The following is an 18,717-nucleotide window of genomic DNA, read 5'->3' as shown; positions in this document are numbered from 1 at the left end:
GGGCGTGAAATATAGGCCTATGATTTATATAGACTTTTAAAAAAGTCGGAATTGGTAGCGCAGAGTTATCTAGAGGCTTCTATTATTTCGTTATCGCCGAATTCGGCCCAATCATTGTTATGCGTCAACGACAACGCAAGCCCTTAATCAATAATTATGGGAGGGTAACATGTCGACAAAAAAAATAACTGCCTTACTCGTGCTGGCTTTTAGCTTTTTCGGAGTGACGAGTTGTGCCAACATAAGAAATTATTCAGAAGTCTCAAGCGAAAGAAACAAGAGCATTGTTCCTGATATTGACTATTATGACCTTGCATACAATGTAGATGTTATTGTGCTTCCTGCAGAAATAAAAACCAAAGAAAATACAGATACAGACAACAACTTTCCAGGTGAATTACAAATTTCAAACTGGGGAAATTCCATCAAGAATGCGACCCAGAAAGAAATTCATAACAGTGATCGCTTTATCGAATTTGGACATTACAGCGGCCGCATTGAAATAAGTACAGAAATATCTTCAGTATCTATAAGCAACGCCCGAGGCGGGACTCGATCGAAATGCAATGTTGTTTACACATATAAAGATTTAGCGGCAGGAAAAATACTCTCCAGGCATGACAGTGCCATTGAATTAATAGCGCCCCCCTCTGCCATACCAAAAACCAGCAATAGCTTTTCTTACAGCCTTGATCAACTGACATATGCTATTGCTCGCGAGGCGATTTCTGGCCTCATTCGATTGTCGCCTGTTGCCGACATCCAGCTAACGCAGAAGCAAGTGAAATTTTATAATTCAAATATCAAAAGAAAACCCAACCAAATTATTAGCTACGTGCCGATTGACAGTCTTATCCACAAGAACAAAAAAGAACTGAACTCTGCTTTTTCAATGGCCAAGAAAACGCAAAAAAATAGCAATAAGTCGACGAAAAAAAACAAGCCAACAGTTAAATTAGACACCGTCTCCGCTCCCGCCGCCCACCCTCTGAAATCTAATAAAGCTAGTGATACACTCACCGCAAACACCGTGACATCGAGTGACAACACTGTCAGTCAGAACTCAAGCCAGGCTGCGACTAAAAACAAGAAAGACGATAGTAATTCAAACGAAATAGCTAGTTCATCGGAGCGCTTGAAGGATGGGGCCATTAAAAACAATGAGCCCAATGATGACAGCAGTGGATATATAGCCACCCAGGAAAACCATCAACCTCAAATCGATGTATCGGCAGAGCAAGAAAGAGCATTGGATGAATGTTTGAAGAAGGAAAAAGAAAAGTTACAGGGAGCGACTGACAATGCCGCATCACGTACCGGATATACAACCGTGTCGGGACTCTATCAACCTCAAAACAAGATATTAGCAGTGCAAGAAAGAGCAATGGATGAATGTTTGAAGAAGGCAAAGGCAAAGTTACGGTGAGCGACTGGCAATGCTACTTCACGTACCGGATATACAGTCGCGTCGGGACGGCAGCAGAAGAAATTGCGCAGGCGTTAAGCCAAGCCAAAATACCCGGGCTACACGCCATCAAAAAGATAAAGCCAAAGGACTTCGAAGATGATCTTGAAGGGCAACAAGGCATCATTTTCTTCAAGGATTTCTGGCGCCGAGGAAACGAGACTTTCGGCAATCGCAGCGGCGATCATATCGATTTATGGAACGGGCGTAGACTCACGGACTGGCTGAGCTACCCTCGTATTCAGTTGGGTTTTTCCATTGAGGGCAGTTTCTCCGACTACCACGAGTCGAAGGAAATATGGTTTTGGAAGGTCATATGAAAATTGTTAAAGGGGCATTGTTCGTCATCCTTGTTGTTGCCCTGGCCGTTGGGGCGTTTAATTTGATATTCGTGACAGTGTCTGGCTACTTTGGGCCGTTCTACGAGAGTGAGGCAGACCAAAGTCGGAACTTTGCAATTTGGCTTTTGGGTAATGCGGGGGTTGGGTTGCTTTCGGTTGTCATGGGTGTCGTTTTGTATCGGCGATATCTGCGACACGCGAACACCACGAACACCACGAACACCACGAACACGTAGGAGCTACCGAAGGCTGCGATCTTTTGATCTTTCGCCCACAAAAAAGCCCACTGACCGTCACCGGTTCAGTGGGCTTTTGACAGGGCTTCTAGTTACAGAGCCATATCCGTCGCAGCATTGGCCTTCGGCGCCTTAGCCGGAGCCGCCGGAGCAGCAGCCGGAGCCGCCACCTGACCAATCGCCGGCGGCGGAGTCAGCTCCAGCACCTTGGCGGTGTAAGCCCACTCTTGAGCCACTTTCTCAGGGCTGTTGTTCAGCTGAGTGCCGTAGCTAGGCACGATCTGGTGCAGTTTTTCCTGCCAGGCTGGGGTGGCAACCTTGTCCTTGAACACTTTCTGCAGCACGGTCAGCATGATCGGTGCGGCAGTCGACGCGCCTGGCGATGCGCCCAGCAGGCCGGCGATGGTGCCGTCTTGCGAAGCAACGATTTCGGTACCCAGCTTCAGCACGCCACCGGCGGCTTCATCACGCTTGATGATTTGCACGCGCTGGCCGGCTTGCCACAGGCGCCAGTCTTCGGCTTTGGCATTCGGGAAGTATTCTTTCAGGGCATTCATGCGGTCTTCGTCAGACAGCATCAGTTGGCCTGCCAGATACTCGACCAGTGGGTATTCCTTGATGCCGACGCGGGTCATTGGCCACACGTTGTGCGTGGTGGTGGTGCTCAGCAGGTCCAGGTACGAGCCTTCTTTGAGGAACTTGGTGCTGAAGGTCGCGAATGGGCCAAACAGGATGACGCGCTTGCCGTCCAGGACACGGGTGTCCAGGTGCGGAACCGACATTGGCGGTGCGCCAACGGAGGCTTTGCCGTAGGCCTTGGCCAGGTGTTGTTCGGCGATGGCCGGGTTATCGGTGACCAGGAACGAGCCGCCAACCGGGAAGCCTGCGTATTCCTGGGCTTCAGGAATGCCGGACTTCTGCAGCAGGTGCAGTGCACCGCCGCCCGCGCCGATGAACACGAACTTGGCGTCGGTTTCGGTTTTGGTGCCGTCTTTCAGGTTTTTGTAGCTGACGCGCCAGCTGCCGTCTGCGTTCTTGGTGATGTCTTGCACTTCGCTAGACAACTTCAAGTCGAACTTCGGCGTGGTTTGCAGGTGCGCGACGAACTGGCGGGTGATCTCGCCAAAGTTCATGTCGTTACCGAGCGGGCTCCAGGTGGCCGCGACTTTCTGGTTCGGGTCACGCCCTTCCATCATCAGCGGAACCCATTTCTTGATCACTGCCGGGTCTTCGGAGTACTGCATGCCGGCGAACAGCGGGCTTGCTTGCAGGGCTTCGTAGCGCTTCTTCAGGAACTTGATGTTGTCATCGCCCCACACAAAGCTCATGTGCGGAGTGGAGTTGATGAACGAACGCGGGTTCTTCAGCACGCCTTGCTGAACCTGCCAGGCCCAGAACTGACGGGAGATCTGGAAGGCTTCGTTGATTTCAACGGCTTTCGTGATCTGAACTTTGCCATTCTCGTCTTCCGGGGTGTAGTTCAACTCGGCCAGGGCGGAGTGACCGGTACCGGCGTTGTTCCAGCCGTTGGAGCTTTCCAGGGCGACGCCATCGAGGCGCTCGACCATTTCCATCGACAAGTCGGGTTCCAGCTCATTGAGCCACACACCCAACGTTGCACTCATGATGCCGCCGCCAATGAGCAGCACATCGACTTTCTTTGCCTCCGCGTAAGCGGACGTGATCCCCATCGACAAAGCCAGCCCCAGCAGGGCTGTGTTCAGTTTCTTAAACATTTGTAGCACCTATGATAAACGCCATCCGCCTCCAACCCTCATTCATGAGCAACCCAGGTTCACGGGTACGCAGGCAGCGTGCCGCGGGTTTCTGCATTCAGAAAGATTTGAAGGTGGGCACACAAGGCCGACGTGTCTCCATCGACCTCAGTTATATGTCCCTCGTGCACTGACTTCTTATCATTATTGGCTCAGCTACTTGAGCGACATTGATTCTGTCGCACGTCTGTGGACGTACGAACCGAATAAGTCAAACCAAGTTAATGCGACAGAATATCACGCCTCGGCCAGCCTGCGCGCCCGAAAGGACTCGACAGTCTAGACGGGACGAGGCCCGTGCTCGGCGTTTTTGCTCAAACGATCCAGCACAAACGCCTTGGCGTTGCGCGTCATTTGGTCGAGATGCCGGTCGCGCTGCTTTTCTGCATCGATCATTGCCCGCTTGCCGTGTTTTTGCAGCAGATACGTATGTATCTGCCGCACCTCCAAAGAACTGTAGATCGAGGTGACATCCAACAGGCCCATCAGGCCTTCAGTGGCGTGATCCCGGGTGTTCATCAGCACCTGAGTGCCGCGCACGCCCAGCACTTGAAAGCCCACCGACTCGAACCAGGGCACTTTGGCGACGGTGCATGTCAACTCGGCATGGGGGTAGCGACCGAGCATATCTTGCAGCATCGCCCGCGCGACACCCTGTCGCCGGTGACTGGCCTGCACCGCCATGTACGCCACGCCGCAGGCCTCGGGATCGTCCTTGACCGGCAGGTACAGCAAAAACCCGATGACCTTCTCGGGATCTTCATCATCCATGGCGACGATCAACTCGACCGCAATGCCTTTGGCGCCGCCGAGCGCTTCCAGGTAGAGATGAACCTCATAACCCACCGCGTATTGATAGACGTTGTACAACGGGTTGCTCGGCGCGATGCCTACCATGCTGATGTCGGTCAGGTTGTCGACGACCATCTGCAGAATCTGGCTGTTGATGGGCTCCGGGCATGGAGTGGCAAAGTGGGTGAGCTGGGGCATTGCGTTTCTGACTCCGGGTTAAGGCTTACTGAGCATCAGCCCCGCCATTGTCACAGATCGAGCCCCTCGCAGGAAAATCAACGCTGCGGCGCGACGATGCGGAAGCGGATGTCGATGTCGTTGGAGACCACCGTATCGGCCCACTCCCCCTCCCCGATCTTGAAGTCACTGCGTTTGAGAATGATGTTGCCATCGAAAATCCCGATGGCCTGCTCCGGCTTCAACAGCACCTTTACCTGCAGCTCACGCGTCATGCCCCTGAGGTTAAGTTTGCCGGTGATCAGATAGCGCTGATTGCCCAGCGCTTTTACCCGAGTCGATTCAAAGGTCGCCACCGGATAGTCCGCCGTGTTGAACCAGGCAGGCTTTTGCAGCTCGGTATTGGCATCGCTGCTGCCGGCGTCGATGCTGGCAAGGTCGATGGTCATCCTGGCGTGGGCCGCGGTGGGGTTTGCCGTGTCGAAATCGAGCGTGGCGTCGAATTTGCCGAAGGTGCCGTACACCCTGGAGCCGAACTGGTTATAGGTGAAGGAGATCTTGCTGGCGGTGGTGTTGACCCGGGTGTATTCAACGGCTTGGGCACAGGGCAAGACGCCGATCGTGAGGATGGCGAGCAATGCGGCTAAACGCGGGAATCGAAGAGACATGGAATTCTCCGGGTGGAATGCCCTTCAGGGATTGAAGTGCAGCACCCGTGTGGCTGCGATAGCTGGACTTAAGCAAATATTCGAGGGTTATTCCAGCCCAGCAGAGCCCCTGCTCCTCAAAAGCCCGGCCCCACGGGTCTTTGGACTCGCCGGAAAGCCCGATGTGCCTAAAGTTGTGCTCTTGGCCGCCGACTCCCTTTTACTAACTCCTCTTACGAAGGACCGTAAAGTAGTGAACCTACAGCGTGAAATTGACGAGGTTTTCGAAAGAAAAGCCTTCGAACGGCCACTGTTCTATTCCTACCCGGGAGGTTTGCGATTCAGCCTTTCCGAAAAGGGAACTGCCATTGAACAGTTTCTCCTGGCGCTTCAAAAAGCACGGTGCATTTGCGAGGACATATTCTCCGAGGAAGGATCGCTCGTTGTCTGTCTTCGTGTTCGTTCCGGAGCAAATCCATTTGCACACCGACCTGTTCTAGCGGAGCTTCGGGCGGCCGGTATCAAGATCCCCTCGAATCATTCCCGATGGCTTAACCCCATTCATCCGGACAATTGGTTTAATGAACATGAAGAAGAGCATTGGGTAAATGTCGCCTTTCATGCCCCATTGTCGCTACTTCAGAACTTTCTATGGTGTGCATTGGCGAAGGACATTGGAGACATTCGGCCCCGCCCGTTTTGTGACATCTACTTTTTCAACCTGAACCTGCAGGTTATGGCATTTCCCTACGATGATCGCGGCATGGATGTCGTCGGACCGAACAGGACTGCCCTGGCGCAGCTGTATCAGAAACATCAGCATTTTTTACTAACCCATGATCGACCAGTGATGGATGAGGTATTCGGAGTCCAGGAACCCCATTGTAGATAACGCTGACAACGACGCCTGGACTCCAAAAAATTTGGGCTCGATGGGGCGTGAAACAACCCGAACTGCTCTTCGATAAAGGAAAGTGCAATGCCACCACTGATATGGGACCCGTTTGACCTTTTCAACGTACTTGGGGTTGCTCCTTCTGAAGGAGAGTCCGGGATCTCGCACCAGTACATCGTCGAACAGGGCGCTGTCAGACTGCAATTGACCATTTGGCAATTTGATTGCGATGTTGAAGTCCAGCTGTGGGCGGCTCCGCTACCAAACCCAATAGTGCGGTACTCAATGCTCGATTGCCCGGGTATACGCGTCGTTAACGATAAACGTGGTCGTTTTTTAGAGTTCGCTGCGTCTAATACCTTCTCGGGTCGCTACGACGGCTATTCAGTCATTCCTTATGGTTTAAGACTCTGGATTGATCCGCAAATTTTTCTTGAGCCATTCACCTACTCGTGATTGATGCTCCCACGTCTTTACCCAGCCTGCCATTACTGGATAATGGCCCCCTGCCACAACCAGGCTCTGACCTTGATTTCTCAAGGTTTTATATTGCTACAGCCTGACAGTCACCTTCAAGGACGGACGATCGGCTACGGAACAAGGAATCAGCACCGTGATATCCCAGCAAGACTCAGCAATACCGCTTACCCGCACTCAGAAATTCACCTCGTTGATCACCCGCGGCATGGCAGGCCTCAGCGTCGTGCTGGGCGCCATGTGGGCGTTAATCACCTATGCCGTGCCGGACCCGAGCGTGTTCGGTTTCAGCTTCATCAGCTGGAAAAACGTGGTCCTGCTGGTGAGTGCATTTATATTTCTGGGAGCCGTTTCAATCGGCTGGCAGATTCGTAATTTCACGCCGATGCTCCGCGGCGCCTTGCAGTTTTTCATGATCGCCGGCTTGTCTTTCGGCTTCTTCATCCTAGGCACCGAATACGCCAAGCCCTCTTTCGAGTTCGCCAAACTGCAAGCCAAAATAGTCGAAAACGAAGGCAACAACCTGCTCGGCAAACGCATGGAAGTGCTGGATAACATTCGCATCGAACTGGAGGGTTGCGAGAACATCGGCCGTCTGCCCACCTGCACTTTTGAACTGACCAATCTGAACGTAGACCGCAGCTTTCGCTTCGACGACGGCACCCGGCTATTCGACGAGTCTGGCGGTCCACTGAAGTTCGAGTCGATCCGGGTGGGCCAGGTCGAGGACAACGCCTGGCTGCGCTTTCAGCTGATTCGCAACGTACCTACACGCGTTACGCTGATCTTCCAGCAGAGCAACAGCAAACTCAGCAAAACACCAGCGATCAAGTTGGTGTTTCGAGATGGGAATGATGAGACGCTTACCGTCAAATTCAGTGAGATTGTAATGCGCTAGTTGTTGGAATAAAGGCTCTCTACCGACCACTACGGCGTAGGCACATACTCTTCGGTAATAACGAGACTATGTATAAGCCCCAACCACCCACTTCACTTTCTCCAGCGCCTCCCTGAGCGCCCCCATCTCCACGGAGCCCAGCGCCAGGCGAAACGCATGTGGAACGTTGGCCGATGTGGCAAACGGTTCGGCGGTTGAAACCGAGACGTTTTCCCGCATCAACGCCATGGCGATCTGGTCGGCCCGTGCGTCTTCCGACAATGGCAGCCAAAGAAAATACGACGAGGGGTGGCGAATACAGCGCAGCCCCGCCAGTACCTCGCCGGCCACGATTTGCCTGGCCTGCGCGTCCCGGCGCTTTTCGGCTTCCAGTTGCATGACGGTGCCGTCGTCAAGCCAGGTGGTGGCAATCGCCGTCATCACACCCGGGGTATTCCAGGTGGTCGCTTTGATTGTGCGTTCCAGCGCGGGCACGTTCTGCAGGGGGGCGGCGACGAAGCCGACGCGCAGTCCGGTGGCCACGCTTTTGGAGAGCCCTGACACATAAATCGTCCTCTCGGGGGCGAGTACCGCCAGCGGTGCGGGCGGATTCTCCGCGAGAAAGGCGTAAGCGGCGTCTTCAATGATCAGCAGCCCATGCTGGCGCGCAATCGTCACCAGGTGCTCCCGTTGCTCGGCACTCATCACCCAGCCCAGCGGATTGTGCAGGGTCGGCATCGTGTACACGGCCCGCACGCGTCGATGCCGGCACAGGCTTTCCAGCGCTTGCAGATCAGGCCCGTGATCGAGCACCGGAATGGGCACGATTTCAAGGTGCAGCGTGTCGGCCAGGACCTTGAACCCCGGGTAGGTCAACGCGTCCGCGGCAATCACGTCACCAGGTTGCAACAGCGCCATCATCGTCACCGCCAGCCCTTGCTGGGCGCCGGTGACGATCAGCACTTGCTCAGCCTCGACCGTCAGCCCTCGAACGCGCAGATGGCGCGCTACAGCGGCGCGCTCATGGGGTCGCCCGGCGTGTGGCTGGTAGCGCAGCAACGCTTCCAGATCACCGGCCGAGGCGAGCTGACGCAGGGCATTGCGCAACAATTCGGCCTGCCCGGGAAGCGCCGGATAGTTGAAGTTCAGGTCGGTCATGCCGGCGGCAACGCTGTGTTGATCGATAGCCTGGTTGGGCGACCACGAGGTTTCCCTGACGAACGTCCCCCGCCCCGTCTCCCCGCTGACCAGGCCCATGGCTTCCAGCTCCGCATAGACCCGGCTAGCCGTCACCAGGGCCAGGCCTTCCGTAGTCGCCAACTGACGGTGAGTCGGCAAGCGTGTGCCCGGCAACAGGCGCCCTGAACGAATATCCGCGGCAAACATATCCACCAGTGATTTGTAGCGGGAACGAGGCATGAGCAGATGTATCCATGACAATATTTTGATTGTATTGAGTTTCGTCCATACGATGCCTTCCATGCAACCTGAGCATGAAGGGGATCCAGAATGGAACGCACATCGAACCTGCAACAGCACACCACGGAAAAGACCGCGAGCGGATGGCTCAACGGGTTCATCGGCGTGCTCATCTTCAGCGGCTCGCTGCCGGCGACACGGGTGGCCGTTCTACAGTTCGACCCGGTCTTCCTGACGGTCGCCCGGGCCAGTATCGCTGCCCTTGTGGCGCTGTGCTTGCTGTTGCTGTTCAAGGAAAAACGCCCGGCCAGGTATCAGCTGCTCTCCCTGGCCATCGTGGCCTTGGGCGTTGTATTGGGGTTTCCGCTGTTGACCGCACTGGCGCTGCAATATGTAACGTCTGCGCACTCCATCGTCTTCGTTGGCCTGTTGCCGCTCGCCACCGCAGCGTTCGGGGTCTGGCGCGGCGGCGAGCGGCCCCGGCCGGTGTTCTGGTTCTTCTCGGTGCTGGGCAGCCTGCTGGTGGTGGGGTTTGCCGTCTCCCAAGGCCTGACGGCCTCTCCTGCGGGGGACGTTCTGATGTTGCTGGCGATCCTGGCGTGCGGGTTGGGCTATGCCGAAGGTGCGAAGCTTTCCAAGACTCTGGGAGGCTGGCAGGTGATTTCTTGGGCGCTGGTGCTGTCGCTGCCCGTCATGGCGCCGCTGACCTGGTTACTGGCCCCGCCTTCGCTCTCGGCAATCACCCCACCCGCGTGGTTGAGCCTGGCTTACGTGTCGCTGTTCAGCATGTTGATTGGCTTTGTGTTCTGGTACCGCGGGCTGGCTCAGGGCGGAATTGCCGCCGTCGGCCAGCTTCAATTGCTGCAGCCATTTTTTGGCCTGGCACTGGCAGCCACGTTGCTGCATGAGCAGGTCAGCGTTGCCATGCTGGGGGTGACCGTGGCAGTGATTCTTTGCGTGGCCGGGGCACGAAAGTTCTCGAAATAGACGGCTCGCGTGGCGAAACAAATCGGCCAGGGGCTTTTTTTAGAGCCCCTTTTCTATAGTGGCCAGAGTACTAAAGAGGCCCCGTCAGCTCCACGCTGTCGCGGTACTCCGGCACCGAGACCGACCAGCCCAGCTCCAGGCTGATGCGCCGGCGCAATACATCCGAGGCATTGGGTTCGCCATGTACCACATAGGTGTGTTTCGGCGGCCGCTTGAAGCCGCGCAACCACAGCATGATTTCATCGCAGTCGGCGTGTGCGGACAGGGTTTCCATCGGCACCACTTCGGCGCGAATCGGCACGTCCTTGCCGTGAATACGTACCGACGGGGCGCCTGCGATGATCTGCGCGCCGCGGGTGCCGCCCGCCTGAAAGCCCGGCACCAGCAGCGTATTGAGTGGGTTGGGCGCCAGCGCCTTGAGGTGGTGCAGCACCCGCCCGCCAGTGGCCATGCCGCTGGCGGCGATGATCACCGCCGGTGTGCGCTGCTGGTCCAGCTCGATGGAATCTCTGGTTGAGCGCACAAAACGCGTGACACGGCACATGCCTTCGCACTCTTCCAGGGACAACCGGTGTTCACTGCGAAAACGCTGGTACAAGCGCGTGACGTCGGTGGCCATGGGGCTGTTGAGGTAGATCGGCAGGTCGGGAATCGCGCGTTTTTGTTGCAAGCGATACAGGTGATACATCAGCAATTGCGCGCGACCGACCGCGAACGATGGCACCAGCGTGATGCCATGGCGCAGCGCGGTACGGGTGATGACCTCGGCCAGTTGATCTTCCGGGGATTCGTCGGGATGCCGACGGTCACCATAGGTCGACTCCACCAGCAGATAATCGGCCTGCTCGATCGTCTCCGGGGCAAACATCAATGGATCGTTCGGCCGCCCCAGATCCCCGGAAAACACCAGGGTCATGCCATCGGCGATGACTTCCACGGTCGCTGCGCCCAGAATATGCCCGGCTCCGCGCAACAGAATGCTCATCCCCGGGACAATGTCGACCCGGTGGTGCAACTGCACCGGCCGCAGCAATTTCAATGCCCGCTCAGCGTCTTGCTCGGTGTACAGCGGCAAGGCCGGAGAGTGTTTGGAGAAGCCGTGGCGATTGGCGAACTCGGCCTCTTCTTCCTGCAAGCGGCCGCTGTCGCACAGCAGGATTTTCACCAATTCACAGGTGGCTGGCGTGGCATATACAGGGCCACGATAACCGTTGCGTACCAATACCGGCAGGTAGCCGCTGTGATCCAGATGAGCGTGGGTCAGCACAATGGCTTCGAGGTCGCGAACCGGCAACTGGAACGGGTCCCAGTTGTGCAAGCGCAGTTGTTTATAGCCCTGGAACAGACCGCAATCGATCAGCACATGCTGGTCGCGATGTTCCAGCAAATACTTGCTACCCGTGACCGTGCCCGCAGCACCGAGAAATGTCATTCGCATGGCCGTTTCCTTGAGCATTCATGGAGCACTATTGATCGCTCCTTTGCGCTTGTGGGCAGTTGATTTTTATCAATCTAGGTCACACTGGTTCATCTTCTCTGTCGAGCCGCGGCAATGGCTTGATGATCGTCAGGCTGCAGGGCGACCGGTTCAATACGCTTTCCGCCGTACTGCCGATGAACATATCGATCCCGCGATGGTAGGTCGTTCCCAGCACCACCATGTCGAAGGCATGTTGTTGCGCGAAATGGGCAATGACCTTGGGAGGGATGCCATGCAGCAGATGGCGCCGTTGTTTCTCGACTCCGTAGCGTTCGGCAAGCGCTTCAAAGGCCTCCAACTGGGCATCGTTGACGGCGTCTTCCAAACTGCCATCGAGAGTCGCCGTCGGCACATTCACTTGCGCCTCCCCCAACTCCGACCAGCCGCTGACATTGAGCAGGTGCAAGGTGGCGCCGCAAGATTCGGCCAGGCTCGAAGCCAAGTCGAGAATCCGGTCATTGAGCCCCTGGGTCAGTTCCTCCAGATGGGACAAGTCGATGGTCGCCAGTATGCTCAACGGCTTGGGATTTGTGGCATCGATGACCAGGTGCAAGGGCGCCGGACAGTCGCGCAGCAACTGCCAGTCCAGCGGACGATGGAAGGCGCGATCGAGCGCTGATACGCGGTGGGTGTCCTTGATCACCAGGTCTGCATGGAAGTCATTCACGTACTCCAGCAGATGCGCCAGGGTTGGTCTGGCCCACACCACTTCAGTGCTCACTTGCACGCCTTCGCGTCGTTGAAACCGGGCTTGCTGCTCCAGCCATTGACGATGTACCTGCAAGTAACCCTCCCGCGCCTGGGCCATGGCGTCGTGGTCAAACAGGCCGGCCGCCGCCAGCGCCTGGACATAATCGAAAGCGACAATGTGCAGCATCGCACCGGTTGCACAGGCCAGGGCCCGCGCCCGATCGAACGCCGGGGTGCGGACCATTTCGGTCGGGGCAATCAATAGCAAACGTTGAATTTTCACCCTCACCCACCTCATCTGGATAGCTTCAGGTTGTGGCTCAAGTATCGGGGGGCTCTCGCCATGCGGCTCTGATTTTTATCAACTAATGGCCGGCCAGCGATCGGCTTACCGCGCGACGCTCGAACCCGGCTGCCTGACTCCCAGAATGCTGCCCGGTACCGAGTACAACGCCCGCTCGGTGTTGCTGCCAATCAACCGGTCGATCCCCACGCGATGCACAGTGCCCATCACCACCACATCCGCCAGGTATTGCTCGACAAACTCGCTGATCACCGGCACCGGCAGGCCCATGACAAAGTGCCGACGCTCGGGAGGAACACCGTAGCGATCCGCCAGGGTGATAAACGCCCGGTGCAGGGATTCGCGCAGCTCCTCGACGAAGTCCATGCCCCAGCCACCGGCGATCAGCGGCGCATCACCATTGAACGCCGGCGACAAGTCATAGGCGTACAGCAGGTGCAGCGGTGCATCGCATTGCAGCGCCAGTGCGTTGGCCGTCTGGATGATGGTGTCGTTCAGGCCACTGATTTGCGTCGCCGGATCGAACGGGTCCACGGCGGCCACGACCCGGTGCGGCAACCCGTAACGGACCTGATTGACCAGGTGCACGGGGATCGTGCATTCGCGCAGCAAATGGCAATCGAGCGGAGTGATGAACACCCGTTTGAGCGCCGGTTCCAGGGTGACATCCTTGATCAGCAGGTCGGGCTTGAGGTCTTCGACTGCCTTCAAAATGTCCAGCAACGGATGGGTGGTGAAGACCGCTTCAACCGTCACGTCCACGCCCTGCCCGCTGAGCCGCTCGACCTCGTCGGCCACCCAACGATGACAGTGGCGCAGATAACGCTGATACCCCGCCTCGTCGATTTTTTCTTCCCATAAATGAACAATCGGTGCCGGATCGACAAAGGCCCGCACATCCAGCGCGGCCCCGCTCGCCTTGGCCAGCGCGATGGCCCGGAGCAAGGCAGGAGACTGATGCAGGGTCCGGTCGGCGATCAGTAACAAACGTTGATATTGCCCCATCTCACACCTCCGCTCGAAACCGGTCCCTTACCCGCCGGCATGGGCCAAGACTGCGCTCGTTGCCCCCTCCCCGAGGTTGATTTACATCAAATACCCGCAAATGAACGCCCTCGTGACGGGTGTCTGATCCAGATCAGATTCAAGGGCTGCCAGTGGCGTAGAAAGGAATCAACCGCGTGATGGGTGAATACGCACCGACCTTTCAAACAAGATGGAGGATCATCCATGCTCACTGTCAAAGACCATAATGATCGGGCCGCGGCCGCCTATGCCGCAGTCCCCGGAAAATACTGGATCGAAGCGCTCAAGGACGGCCGCCATGTGCTGATCCGGCCACTGCTGGAAAAGGACCGCGAACTTGAATACGCCTTCATCAAGCGCCTGTCGCCCGAGTCCCGGCACATGCGTTTTCTCGCGCAGATCAACGAGCCCGGCGCCGCCATGCTCGATCAGTTGATGGACACCGATAACAAACAGCGCATGGCTTACATTGCGCTGGTTCACGAAAACGGCAAATTGATCGAAATCGGCATCAGCCGCTACGCCGCCACGTCGGAACATGAGTGTGAGTGCGCGGTGACAGTCGCCGATGAATGGCAGCATCTGGGCCTCGGCACCGCCTTGATGGAGCATCTGATCAAGGCCGCCCGCAGAAACGGCTTTAATCAGATGTATTCGATCGATGCTGCAAGCAATACCCCCATGCGCGACCTGGCCAAAGCCATGGGTTTCGAGCGGCACAATGACCCCAACGACAGCCGCCAGGTCATCCATCGTCTGTATATGTCATAAAAGCCGATTGCCCCACGACGTACCGGCCAACGGTCCGCCGTGGGGCAAGTCTACGTTCAGGGTTACAACGACCTGTCGGGTTTGATCGCCAGCACACTGCAAGGGGCTCGGTGCAAGAGCTGTTCGGCAGTGGTCCCCAATAGCTTGTTCAACCCCGAGTGCTGCACCGTCCCCATCACAATGACATCGGTGTGATGGTCCTCGACGAACTTGCAAATACTCGGCACTGGCGCACCTTCGATGAAGTGCCGACGCTGCGACGGCACGCCGTGACGCTCGGCCAGCGCCGTGAACGCCTGGTGTTGCGCCGTGCCCATGGCTTCGTAAAGACCGGAGGCCAACGGGAGTGCGCCAACGCCCATGTCCAGGGCATACACGGCTGTCCAGTCATACGCATGCACCAACTCGATCTGCGCCTCACACTGTTCAGCCAGCTTGGTGGCGGCGTCGATAATCTGGTCATTGAACATCAGGTCCTGCTCTTCGCTGCGCAGCACATCGACGATGGCCAGCACGTTACGTGGCCGCGCGTTCCGGGCGTTGGTCACCAGATGCACCGGCACCGGACAATCGCGCAACAACTGCCAATCCAGCGGGGTGAAAAACACCCGTTTCAACGCCGACTCTTCCTGGGCGTCCTTGATGATCAGACTCAGCGACATCTCGTTGACGAATTGCAGGATTTCCTCGTAAGGGTGCTGTACCCACACCACCTCGCTGGTGACCTCGACGCCGTGCTTGCTTATCAAATGGGCTTGCTCGGCAAGCCATTGCCGATGGGTTTGCAAATAGCCTTCCCGGGCCTGGGCAATTTGCTCGGGGGCGAACAGGCCGGCGACGGCCAAGGCCTGCAAGTAATCGAATGCCACGATGTGCAGCGGCGATTGCATCGCGCGGGCCAACGCGGCGGCCCGGTCGAACGCCGGAGTACGGGTCATGGAATGGGGGGCGATCAACAGTAAACGCTGAGTCTGCGACATGGGACACCTCGGCACGCGGCCATCTCGATGCAATGAGTAGAACCCTAGAGTGATCGCGGCAGATTCGGGCGACTTGATCTTTATCAGCTACAGCGCTCGGATGCCCGTTAATGCAGCAACATGCCCACCCACATCGCCAACGTCAGCAAGACCTGGCCGGGAATGACATACGCGGCGAACCGTCGCCCACCACTGACCCAGGCCACCAGGCATTTGCTCAGGGAGTTACTGCTGATGGCAACCAGCGTTGGCCCGGCAATGGCGTCGAACGGCAACAGCCCGGCCTTGGCCAGGGCGCCAATGGACGCCGTCGAAGAATGGGCATCGGCGAAACCGGTGAGCGTCGTCGTGACCATCACGCCCACTTCGCCAAAGTGATTGAGCACCATCGAAGACACAAAGGTAACGCCGGTCATGGTCAGTGCGATGACCAACGCCAGCTTGAGGTTGAACGCACCGCCGACCTTGACCGGCTGATTGTCGCCACTCGCAGGTTTGGGCAACATCAGGCTCAAGCCATACAGCGCCGTGGCGGCGGCACCCAACAACAGCGGCCCCCACATGTAGCGCAATAGACCGATGTCGACCGCCCCCAGGATCAGGCCGACCTGAATGATGGTCGCCAGGTTGGACAGCATCGCTGCCGCACTCAAGACTTTGATGTTGCCTGGCTCCTTGGCGACAAGGTGCCCCATCGCGGCGATGGTCGCGATGCTGGAAGCAAACCCGGAGGCGATGGCGCTGACCACATAGCCGTAACGGGCACCCAGGGTACGAACGGCAATATGCCCGACCGCCCCGACGGCCATCAGCAACACCGTCAGGGTGCAAATGGTGCGCAGATTGATGGCGGCATAGGGGCCGATAAAGCGATCCGGCGCCAATGGCAACACCACCAGGGCAGCGACCAACAGCACCAGACCGTCGCGCATCTCCCTTTCAGTCAATTGGCTGCGCGCAAAATGATGCAGTTTCTGGCGATACGTCAGCAGCCCCGCCACCACCACGCCGATGGCGATGGCCAGTTCGGGCGCGCTGTTACACAACGCCCCCAGTGCCAATACCGTGAATAACGCCACTTCACTGGTGACACCAGGGTCAGTGCCCAGGCTTCGCCAATAAGCCACAGTGACCAGCAAGGCCACCGAAACCGCCATGATGCCCACCAGCAAACCACCACCGATTTGCATCGCCACATAACCCAGCAACGCGGTGATCGCGAACGTACGCAATCCGGCACAGGCGCGACTGTCCCCCCGCCCCTTGTGCCGTTCACGTTCAAGGCCGACGAGCATGCCGATCCCCAGCGCAGCTGCCGCCCCTGCCAGGCCCAAGGTTTCGTTCATATGACTCCTGTCCGGGTATAAGCCACAACCCCAAGACTGCACCGGCATGACGCAGGAGAGATTGATAGTGGTCAATGTTTTATAGATGGACCTGGCGCCCCCCGCCACACGTCGGGCAGCAAGCTGGATCACTCGCCAGATTGATAAAGATCAATCCCGGCCCCCCGGTCAGCGGCAGGATAAAAGCCAGAGGACCACTGCCCAAACGCAGGGGTGCCAGTGAGTACAGGAATATCTACGATTATTGACGGGAGTTTGGTCATGTCTGAGCAATCACGCTTCATGCTGGTCGTCTCGCCCCTGATGGAAAACAGCCCCGCGTTCGACCGCGCCGCTGCATTGGCCAAGGCCTCGGGCGCGGCCCTGCATATCGTCGCCTTCGATTACCTGCAAGGGCTGGCAACGGCGAGCATGGTCAACGAACAAGCGCTGGAGGAGATGCGGCTGGGGTATGTCGAGCGCCATCGGCAATGGCTCGAAGAACAGGCCCGCCCCTTGCGTAAAATCGGGGTGCCCGTCACCACGGAGGTGATCTGGGTTGAACGACCTTTGCAGGAAATCCTCATTCATCTCAAAGAACAGCCGATGGCGGTACTGATCAAGGCACTGGAATACGAGTCGCTGCTGTCACGCATCATGTTCACGCCCCTGGATATCCATTTGCTGCGCGAATGCCCGGTACCGCTGCATTTTGTCAGCCACGTGAAGCACGCGCTGCCGCGCAAAATCGTCGCCGCGGTCGATCCCTTCCATAGCAATACCCAGTACAAGGATTTCAACGACAGGATTTTGCGCGAGGCCTCAAAACTGGCCAGCACCTGTAACGCCCAGCTCGACGTAATCTACGCCCACGATCTTTCATCCCTCAGTGCGGACGAGTTCGATTTCGACAGTAGCTCAGCGCTGTTTTCCCCAGGCAAAGCCAAGACACTGTTTGATGCTCAGGCCGATGCCTTCCGTGAACTGGCTGAGCGCAATGGTATTGCGCCAGAGCAACAGCACATGATCATGGGCAACCCGACCAAGGTTCTTACCCAATACGCCGACGCCTACGACATCGACGTGCTTGTCATGGGCCGGGTCGGCCACCGGGGCGTGGGTCGACTGGTGGGCAGCACGGTGGAGCATCTGCTGTACAAAATGCCGTGCAGTGTCTGGGTGGTTTCACCTGAGGAACTGTAGAGGGCTGTTTCGCACCTGGCCTACCAACCTTTCAGACAAAGGACATCACCATGAACGACTTGAGTCTGCGTCAGAGCATTATGGATGAGCTTGAATTCCAGCCTGAGATCGATGCCGCCAACATCGGTGTGACCGTGGACAATGGCGTCGTCACGCTCACCGGGCACGTTAAGAGCTACGCGCAAAAAGTCAGCGCGGAACGCGCGGTAAAAAGCATAAAAGGGGTACGGGCCGTGGCCGAAGAAATTCAGGTCAGGCCGATGAAAAGCGCGGGCACGGCGGACGACGCCATTGCCTCCCGCGCCTTGAATATCCTCACCTGGAGCTCCGACATTCCTGAGCAGGACATCAAAGTCATCGTGCAGAAAGGGTGGATCACCCTTGAAGGCGAAGTGGACTGGCAGTACCAGAAAGAAACCGCCGAGATGGCTGTGCGCAAGCTGTCGGGGGTGGTAGGCGTGGACAATCGGCTCGTCCTTCGTCCGCAAGTGAACGTGGACGATATCCAGCGTCGCATCGAAGAAGCCCTCAAGCGCAATGCCGAAGTCGATGCCAAGGAAATTCACATCAAGGTCGAAGGCGATGTGGTGAAGCTGGAAGGCAAGGTTCATTTATGGCGCGAGCGTAAGATCGCCGAACGTGCCGCCTGGTCAGTACCGGGGGTGAGGCAAGTGGATGATCATCTGCGCATTGCCTGAGTCAACGAGCCCGGGGAAACCCTAATTTCCCCGGAGCATCAAGGGTTTGCGGCGGGCCAGCGGGCTTCCCGTTCGTCGATTGCTCCCGGCAATCCTCCGAACGGAGCCCGTGCCCAAATGCACAACACCTATGCTTTATATATAAACCCCCA

Annotated in this window: 19 protein-coding genes; 10 read left to right on the top strand and 9 right to left on the bottom strand. The window is 57.2% G+C overall.

Features of this window, described 5'->3' with window-relative positions; genetic code table 11:
* Positions 1–169: 169 nt before the first annotated feature.
* The 3 genes from F475_RS09120 to F475_RS30680 are packed head-to-tail and all read left to right on the top strand — an operon-like array spanning position 170 to position 2,042.
* Positions 170–1,426, top strand: a complete 1,257-nt coding sequence (locus F475_RS09120) for a hypothetical protein (RefSeq protein WP_111453758.1) — start codon at positions 170–172, stop codon at positions 1,424–1,426.
* Entirely contained in the window at positions 1,393–1,785 is a 393-nt protein-coding gene (locus tag F475_RS09115; RefSeq protein ID WP_111453757.1) for a T6SS effector amidase Tae4 family protein, read from the top strand. Before F475_RS09120 ends, F475_RS09115 begins: the two co-directional genes overlap by 34 nt.
* Entirely contained in the window at positions 1,782–2,042 is a 261-nt protein-coding gene (locus F475_RS30680; RefSeq protein ID WP_256597088.1) for a hypothetical protein, read from the top strand. Before F475_RS09115 ends, F475_RS30680 begins: the two co-directional genes overlap by 4 nt.
* A gap of 92 nt (positions 2,043–2,134) precedes the next feature.
* On the opposite strand, the gene mqo is transcribed toward F475_RS30680, so the two are convergent.
* From mqo to F475_RS09095, 3 genes are all read right to left on the bottom strand, one after another.
* A complete protein-coding gene (gene mqo / locus F475_RS09105) occupies positions 2,135–3,778 on the bottom strand; it encodes a malate dehydrogenase (quinone) (RefSeq protein WP_111453755.1) in 1,644 nt (547 codons plus the stop codon).
* Positions 3,779–4,096: 318 nt separating this feature from the next.
* Entirely contained in the window at positions 4,097–4,807 is a 711-nt protein-coding gene (locus tag F475_RS09100) for a GNAT family N-acetyltransferase (protein WP_111453754.1), read from the bottom strand.
* Between the two features lie 77 nt (positions 4,808–4,884).
* The gene (locus tag F475_RS09095) at positions 4,885–5,454 is read right to left on the bottom strand and encodes a YceI family protein (RefSeq protein ID WP_064616936.1); all 570 of its coding nucleotides are present in this window, start codon (positions 5,452–5,454) and stop codon (positions 4,885–4,887) included.
* Between F475_RS09095 and F475_RS09085 the strand changes: the two genes are divergently transcribed.
* The 3 genes from F475_RS09085 to F475_RS09075 all read left to right on the top strand — a co-directional run bounded on the left by F475_RS09085 (position 5,453) and on the right by F475_RS09075 (position 7,703).
* A complete protein-coding gene (locus F475_RS09085) occupies positions 5,453–6,325 on the top strand; it encodes a DUF3885 domain-containing protein (RefSeq protein ID WP_256597087.1) in 873 nt (290 codons plus the stop codon). The two genes, F475_RS09095 and F475_RS09085, sit on opposite strands and share 2 nt — an antisense overlap.
* 87 nt (positions 6,326–6,412) lie before the next feature.
* Positions 6,413–6,784 (top strand): hypothetical protein, encoded by a 372-nt coding sequence (locus F475_RS30550; protein ID WP_018928174.1) that lies wholly within the window; start codon positions 6,413–6,415, stop codon positions 6,782–6,784.
* Between the two features lie 157 nt (positions 6,785–6,941).
* Positions 6,942–7,703 carry a hypothetical protein gene (locus F475_RS09075; protein WP_018928175.1) on the top strand — a complete coding sequence of 254 codons (762 nt, stop codon included), beginning with the start codon at positions 6,942–6,944 and terminating at the stop codon, positions 7,701–7,703.
* Positions 7,704–7,769: 66 nt separating this feature from the next.
* On the opposite strand, the gene F475_RS09070 is transcribed toward F475_RS09075, so the two are convergent.
* Positions 7,770–9,101 (bottom strand): PLP-dependent aminotransferase family protein, encoded by a 1,332-nt coding sequence (locus F475_RS09070; protein WP_111453753.1) that lies wholly within the window; start codon positions 9,099–9,101, stop codon positions 7,770–7,772.
* 90 nt (positions 9,102–9,191) lie between these two features.
* Between F475_RS09070 and F475_RS09065 the strand changes: the two genes are divergently transcribed.
* Positions 9,192–10,088 (top strand): DMT family transporter, encoded by an 897-nt coding sequence (locus F475_RS09065; RefSeq protein ID WP_111453752.1) that lies wholly within the window; start codon positions 9,192–9,194, stop codon positions 10,086–10,088.
* A gap of 70 nt (positions 10,089–10,158) precedes the next feature.
* On the opposite strand, the gene F475_RS09060 is transcribed toward F475_RS09065, so the two are convergent.
* From F475_RS09060 to F475_RS09050, 3 genes are all read right to left on the bottom strand, one after another.
* A complete protein-coding gene (locus F475_RS09060) occupies positions 10,159–11,526 on the bottom strand; it encodes an MBL fold metallo-hydrolase RNA specificity domain-containing protein (protein WP_256597086.1) in 1,368 nt (455 codons plus the stop codon).
* 79 nt (positions 11,527–11,605) lie between these two features.
* On the bottom strand, positions 11,606–12,541 hold the full coding sequence (locus tag F475_RS09055) for a universal stress protein (RefSeq protein ID WP_111453750.1): 936 nt from the start codon (positions 12,539–12,541) through the stop codon (positions 11,606–11,608).
* A 105-nt stretch (positions 12,542–12,646) separates the two neighbouring features.
* Positions 12,647–13,567 carry a universal stress protein gene (locus tag F475_RS09050; protein WP_111453749.1) on the bottom strand — a complete coding sequence of 307 codons (921 nt, stop codon included), beginning with the start codon at positions 13,565–13,567 and terminating at the stop codon, positions 12,647–12,649.
* 225 nt (positions 13,568–13,792) lie between these two features.
* Here F475_RS09050 and F475_RS09045 point away from each other — a divergent pair, with 225 nt between their 5' ends.
* Positions 13,793–14,359: a GNAT family N-acetyltransferase gene (locus tag F475_RS09045; RefSeq protein WP_086945372.1), complete on the top strand. Its 567-nt coding sequence runs from the start codon at positions 13,793–13,795 to the stop codon at positions 14,357–14,359.
* Positions 14,360–14,421: 62 nt separating this feature from the next.
* On the opposite strand, the gene F475_RS09040 is transcribed toward F475_RS09045, so the two are convergent.
* Together F475_RS09040 and F475_RS09035 are read right to left on the bottom strand one after the other, a co-directional pair.
* A complete protein-coding gene (locus F475_RS09040) occupies positions 14,422–15,339 on the bottom strand; it encodes a universal stress protein (RefSeq protein WP_111453748.1) in 918 nt (305 codons plus the stop codon).
* A 107-nt stretch (positions 15,340–15,446) separates the two neighbouring features.
* Entirely contained in the window at positions 15,447–16,685 is a 1,239-nt protein-coding gene (locus F475_RS09035; protein ID WP_096480726.1) for a DUF4010 domain-containing protein, read from the bottom strand.
* A 261-nt stretch (positions 16,686–16,946) separates the two neighbouring features.
* Here F475_RS09035 and F475_RS09030 point away from each other — a divergent pair, with 261 nt between their 5' ends.
* Both F475_RS09030 and F475_RS09025 read left to right on the top strand, forming a co-directional pair.
* On the top strand, positions 16,947–17,867 hold the full coding sequence (locus F475_RS09030) for a universal stress protein (protein ID WP_018928184.1): 921 nt from the start codon (positions 16,947–16,949) through the stop codon (positions 17,865–17,867).
* A 50-nt stretch (positions 17,868–17,917) separates the two neighbouring features.
* Positions 17,918–18,565, top strand: coding sequence for a BON domain-containing protein (locus F475_RS09025; protein WP_064616928.1), 648 nt, complete (start codon positions 17,918–17,920; stop codon positions 18,563–18,565).
* Positions 18,566–18,717 lie beyond the last annotated feature (152 nt).

It is taken from the genome of Pseudomonas sp. URMO17WK12:I6, assembly GCF_003253625.1.
Classification (GTDB): domain Bacteria; phylum Pseudomonadota; class Gammaproteobacteria; order Pseudomonadales; family Pseudomonadaceae; genus Aquipseudomonas.
This window is presented reverse-complemented; position numbering and strand designations above follow the sequence as displayed.

Bases quoted from the DNA above. Each gene is read 5' to 3' on its own strand.
- F475_RS09060 (WP_256597086.1), bottom strand. From the start codon at position 11,526: ATGCGAATGACATTTCTCGGTGCTGCGGGCACGGTCACGGGTAGCAAG.
- F475_RS09085 (WP_256597087.1), top strand. From the start codon at position 5,453: ATGGAATTCTCCGGGTGGAATGCCCTTCAGGGATTGAAGTGCAGCACC.
- F475_RS09120 (WP_111453758.1), top strand. From the start codon at position 170: ATGTCGACAAAAAAAATAACTGCCTTACTCGTGCTGGCTTTTAGCTTT.
- F475_RS09030 (WP_018928184.1), top strand. From the start codon at position 16,947: ATGTCTGAGCAATCACGCTTCATGCTGGTCGTCTCGCCCCTGATGGAA.
- F475_RS09115 (WP_111453757.1), top strand. From the start codon at position 1,393: ATGTTTGAAGAAGGCAAAGGCAAAGTTACGGTGAGCGACTGGCAATGC.
- F475_RS30680 (WP_256597088.1), top strand. From the start codon at position 1,782: ATGAAAATTGTTAAAGGGGCATTGTTCGTCATCCTTGTTGTTGCCCTG.
- F475_RS09025 (WP_064616928.1), top strand. From the start codon at position 17,918: ATGAACGACTTGAGTCTGCGTCAGAGCATTATGGATGAGCTTGAATTC.
- F475_RS09035 (WP_096480726.1), bottom strand. From the start codon at position 16,685: ATGAACGAAACCTTGGGCCTGGCAGGGGCGGCAGCTGCGCTGGGGATC.
- F475_RS09050 (WP_111453749.1), bottom strand. From the start codon at position 13,567: ATGGGGCAATATCAACGTTTGTTACTGATCGCCGACCGGACCCTGCAT.
- mqo (WP_111453755.1), bottom strand. From the start codon at position 3,778: ATGTTTAAGAAACTGAACACAGCCCTGCTGGGGCTGGCTTTGTCGATG.
- F475_RS09065 (WP_111453752.1), top strand. From the start codon at position 9,192: ATGGAACGCACATCGAACCTGCAACAGCACACCACGGAAAAGACCGCG.
- F475_RS09095 (WP_064616936.1), bottom strand. From the start codon at position 5,454: ATGTCTCTTCGATTCCCGCGTTTAGCCGCATTGCTCGCCATCCTCACG.
- F475_RS09045 (WP_086945372.1), top strand. From the start codon at position 13,793: ATGCTCACTGTCAAAGACCATAATGATCGGGCCGCGGCCGCCTATGCC.
- F475_RS09070 (WP_111453753.1), bottom strand. From the start codon at position 9,101: ATGCCTCGTTCCCGCTACAAATCACTGGTGGATATGTTTGCCGCGGAT.
- F475_RS09100 (WP_111453754.1), bottom strand. From the start codon at position 4,807: ATGCCCCAGCTCACCCACTTTGCCACTCCATGCCCGGAGCCCATCAAC.
- F475_RS30550 (WP_018928174.1), top strand. From the start codon at position 6,413: ATGCCACCACTGATATGGGACCCGTTTGACCTTTTCAACGTACTTGGG.
- F475_RS09040 (WP_111453748.1), bottom strand. From the start codon at position 15,339: ATGTCGCAGACTCAGCGTTTACTGTTGATCGCCCCCCATTCCATGACC.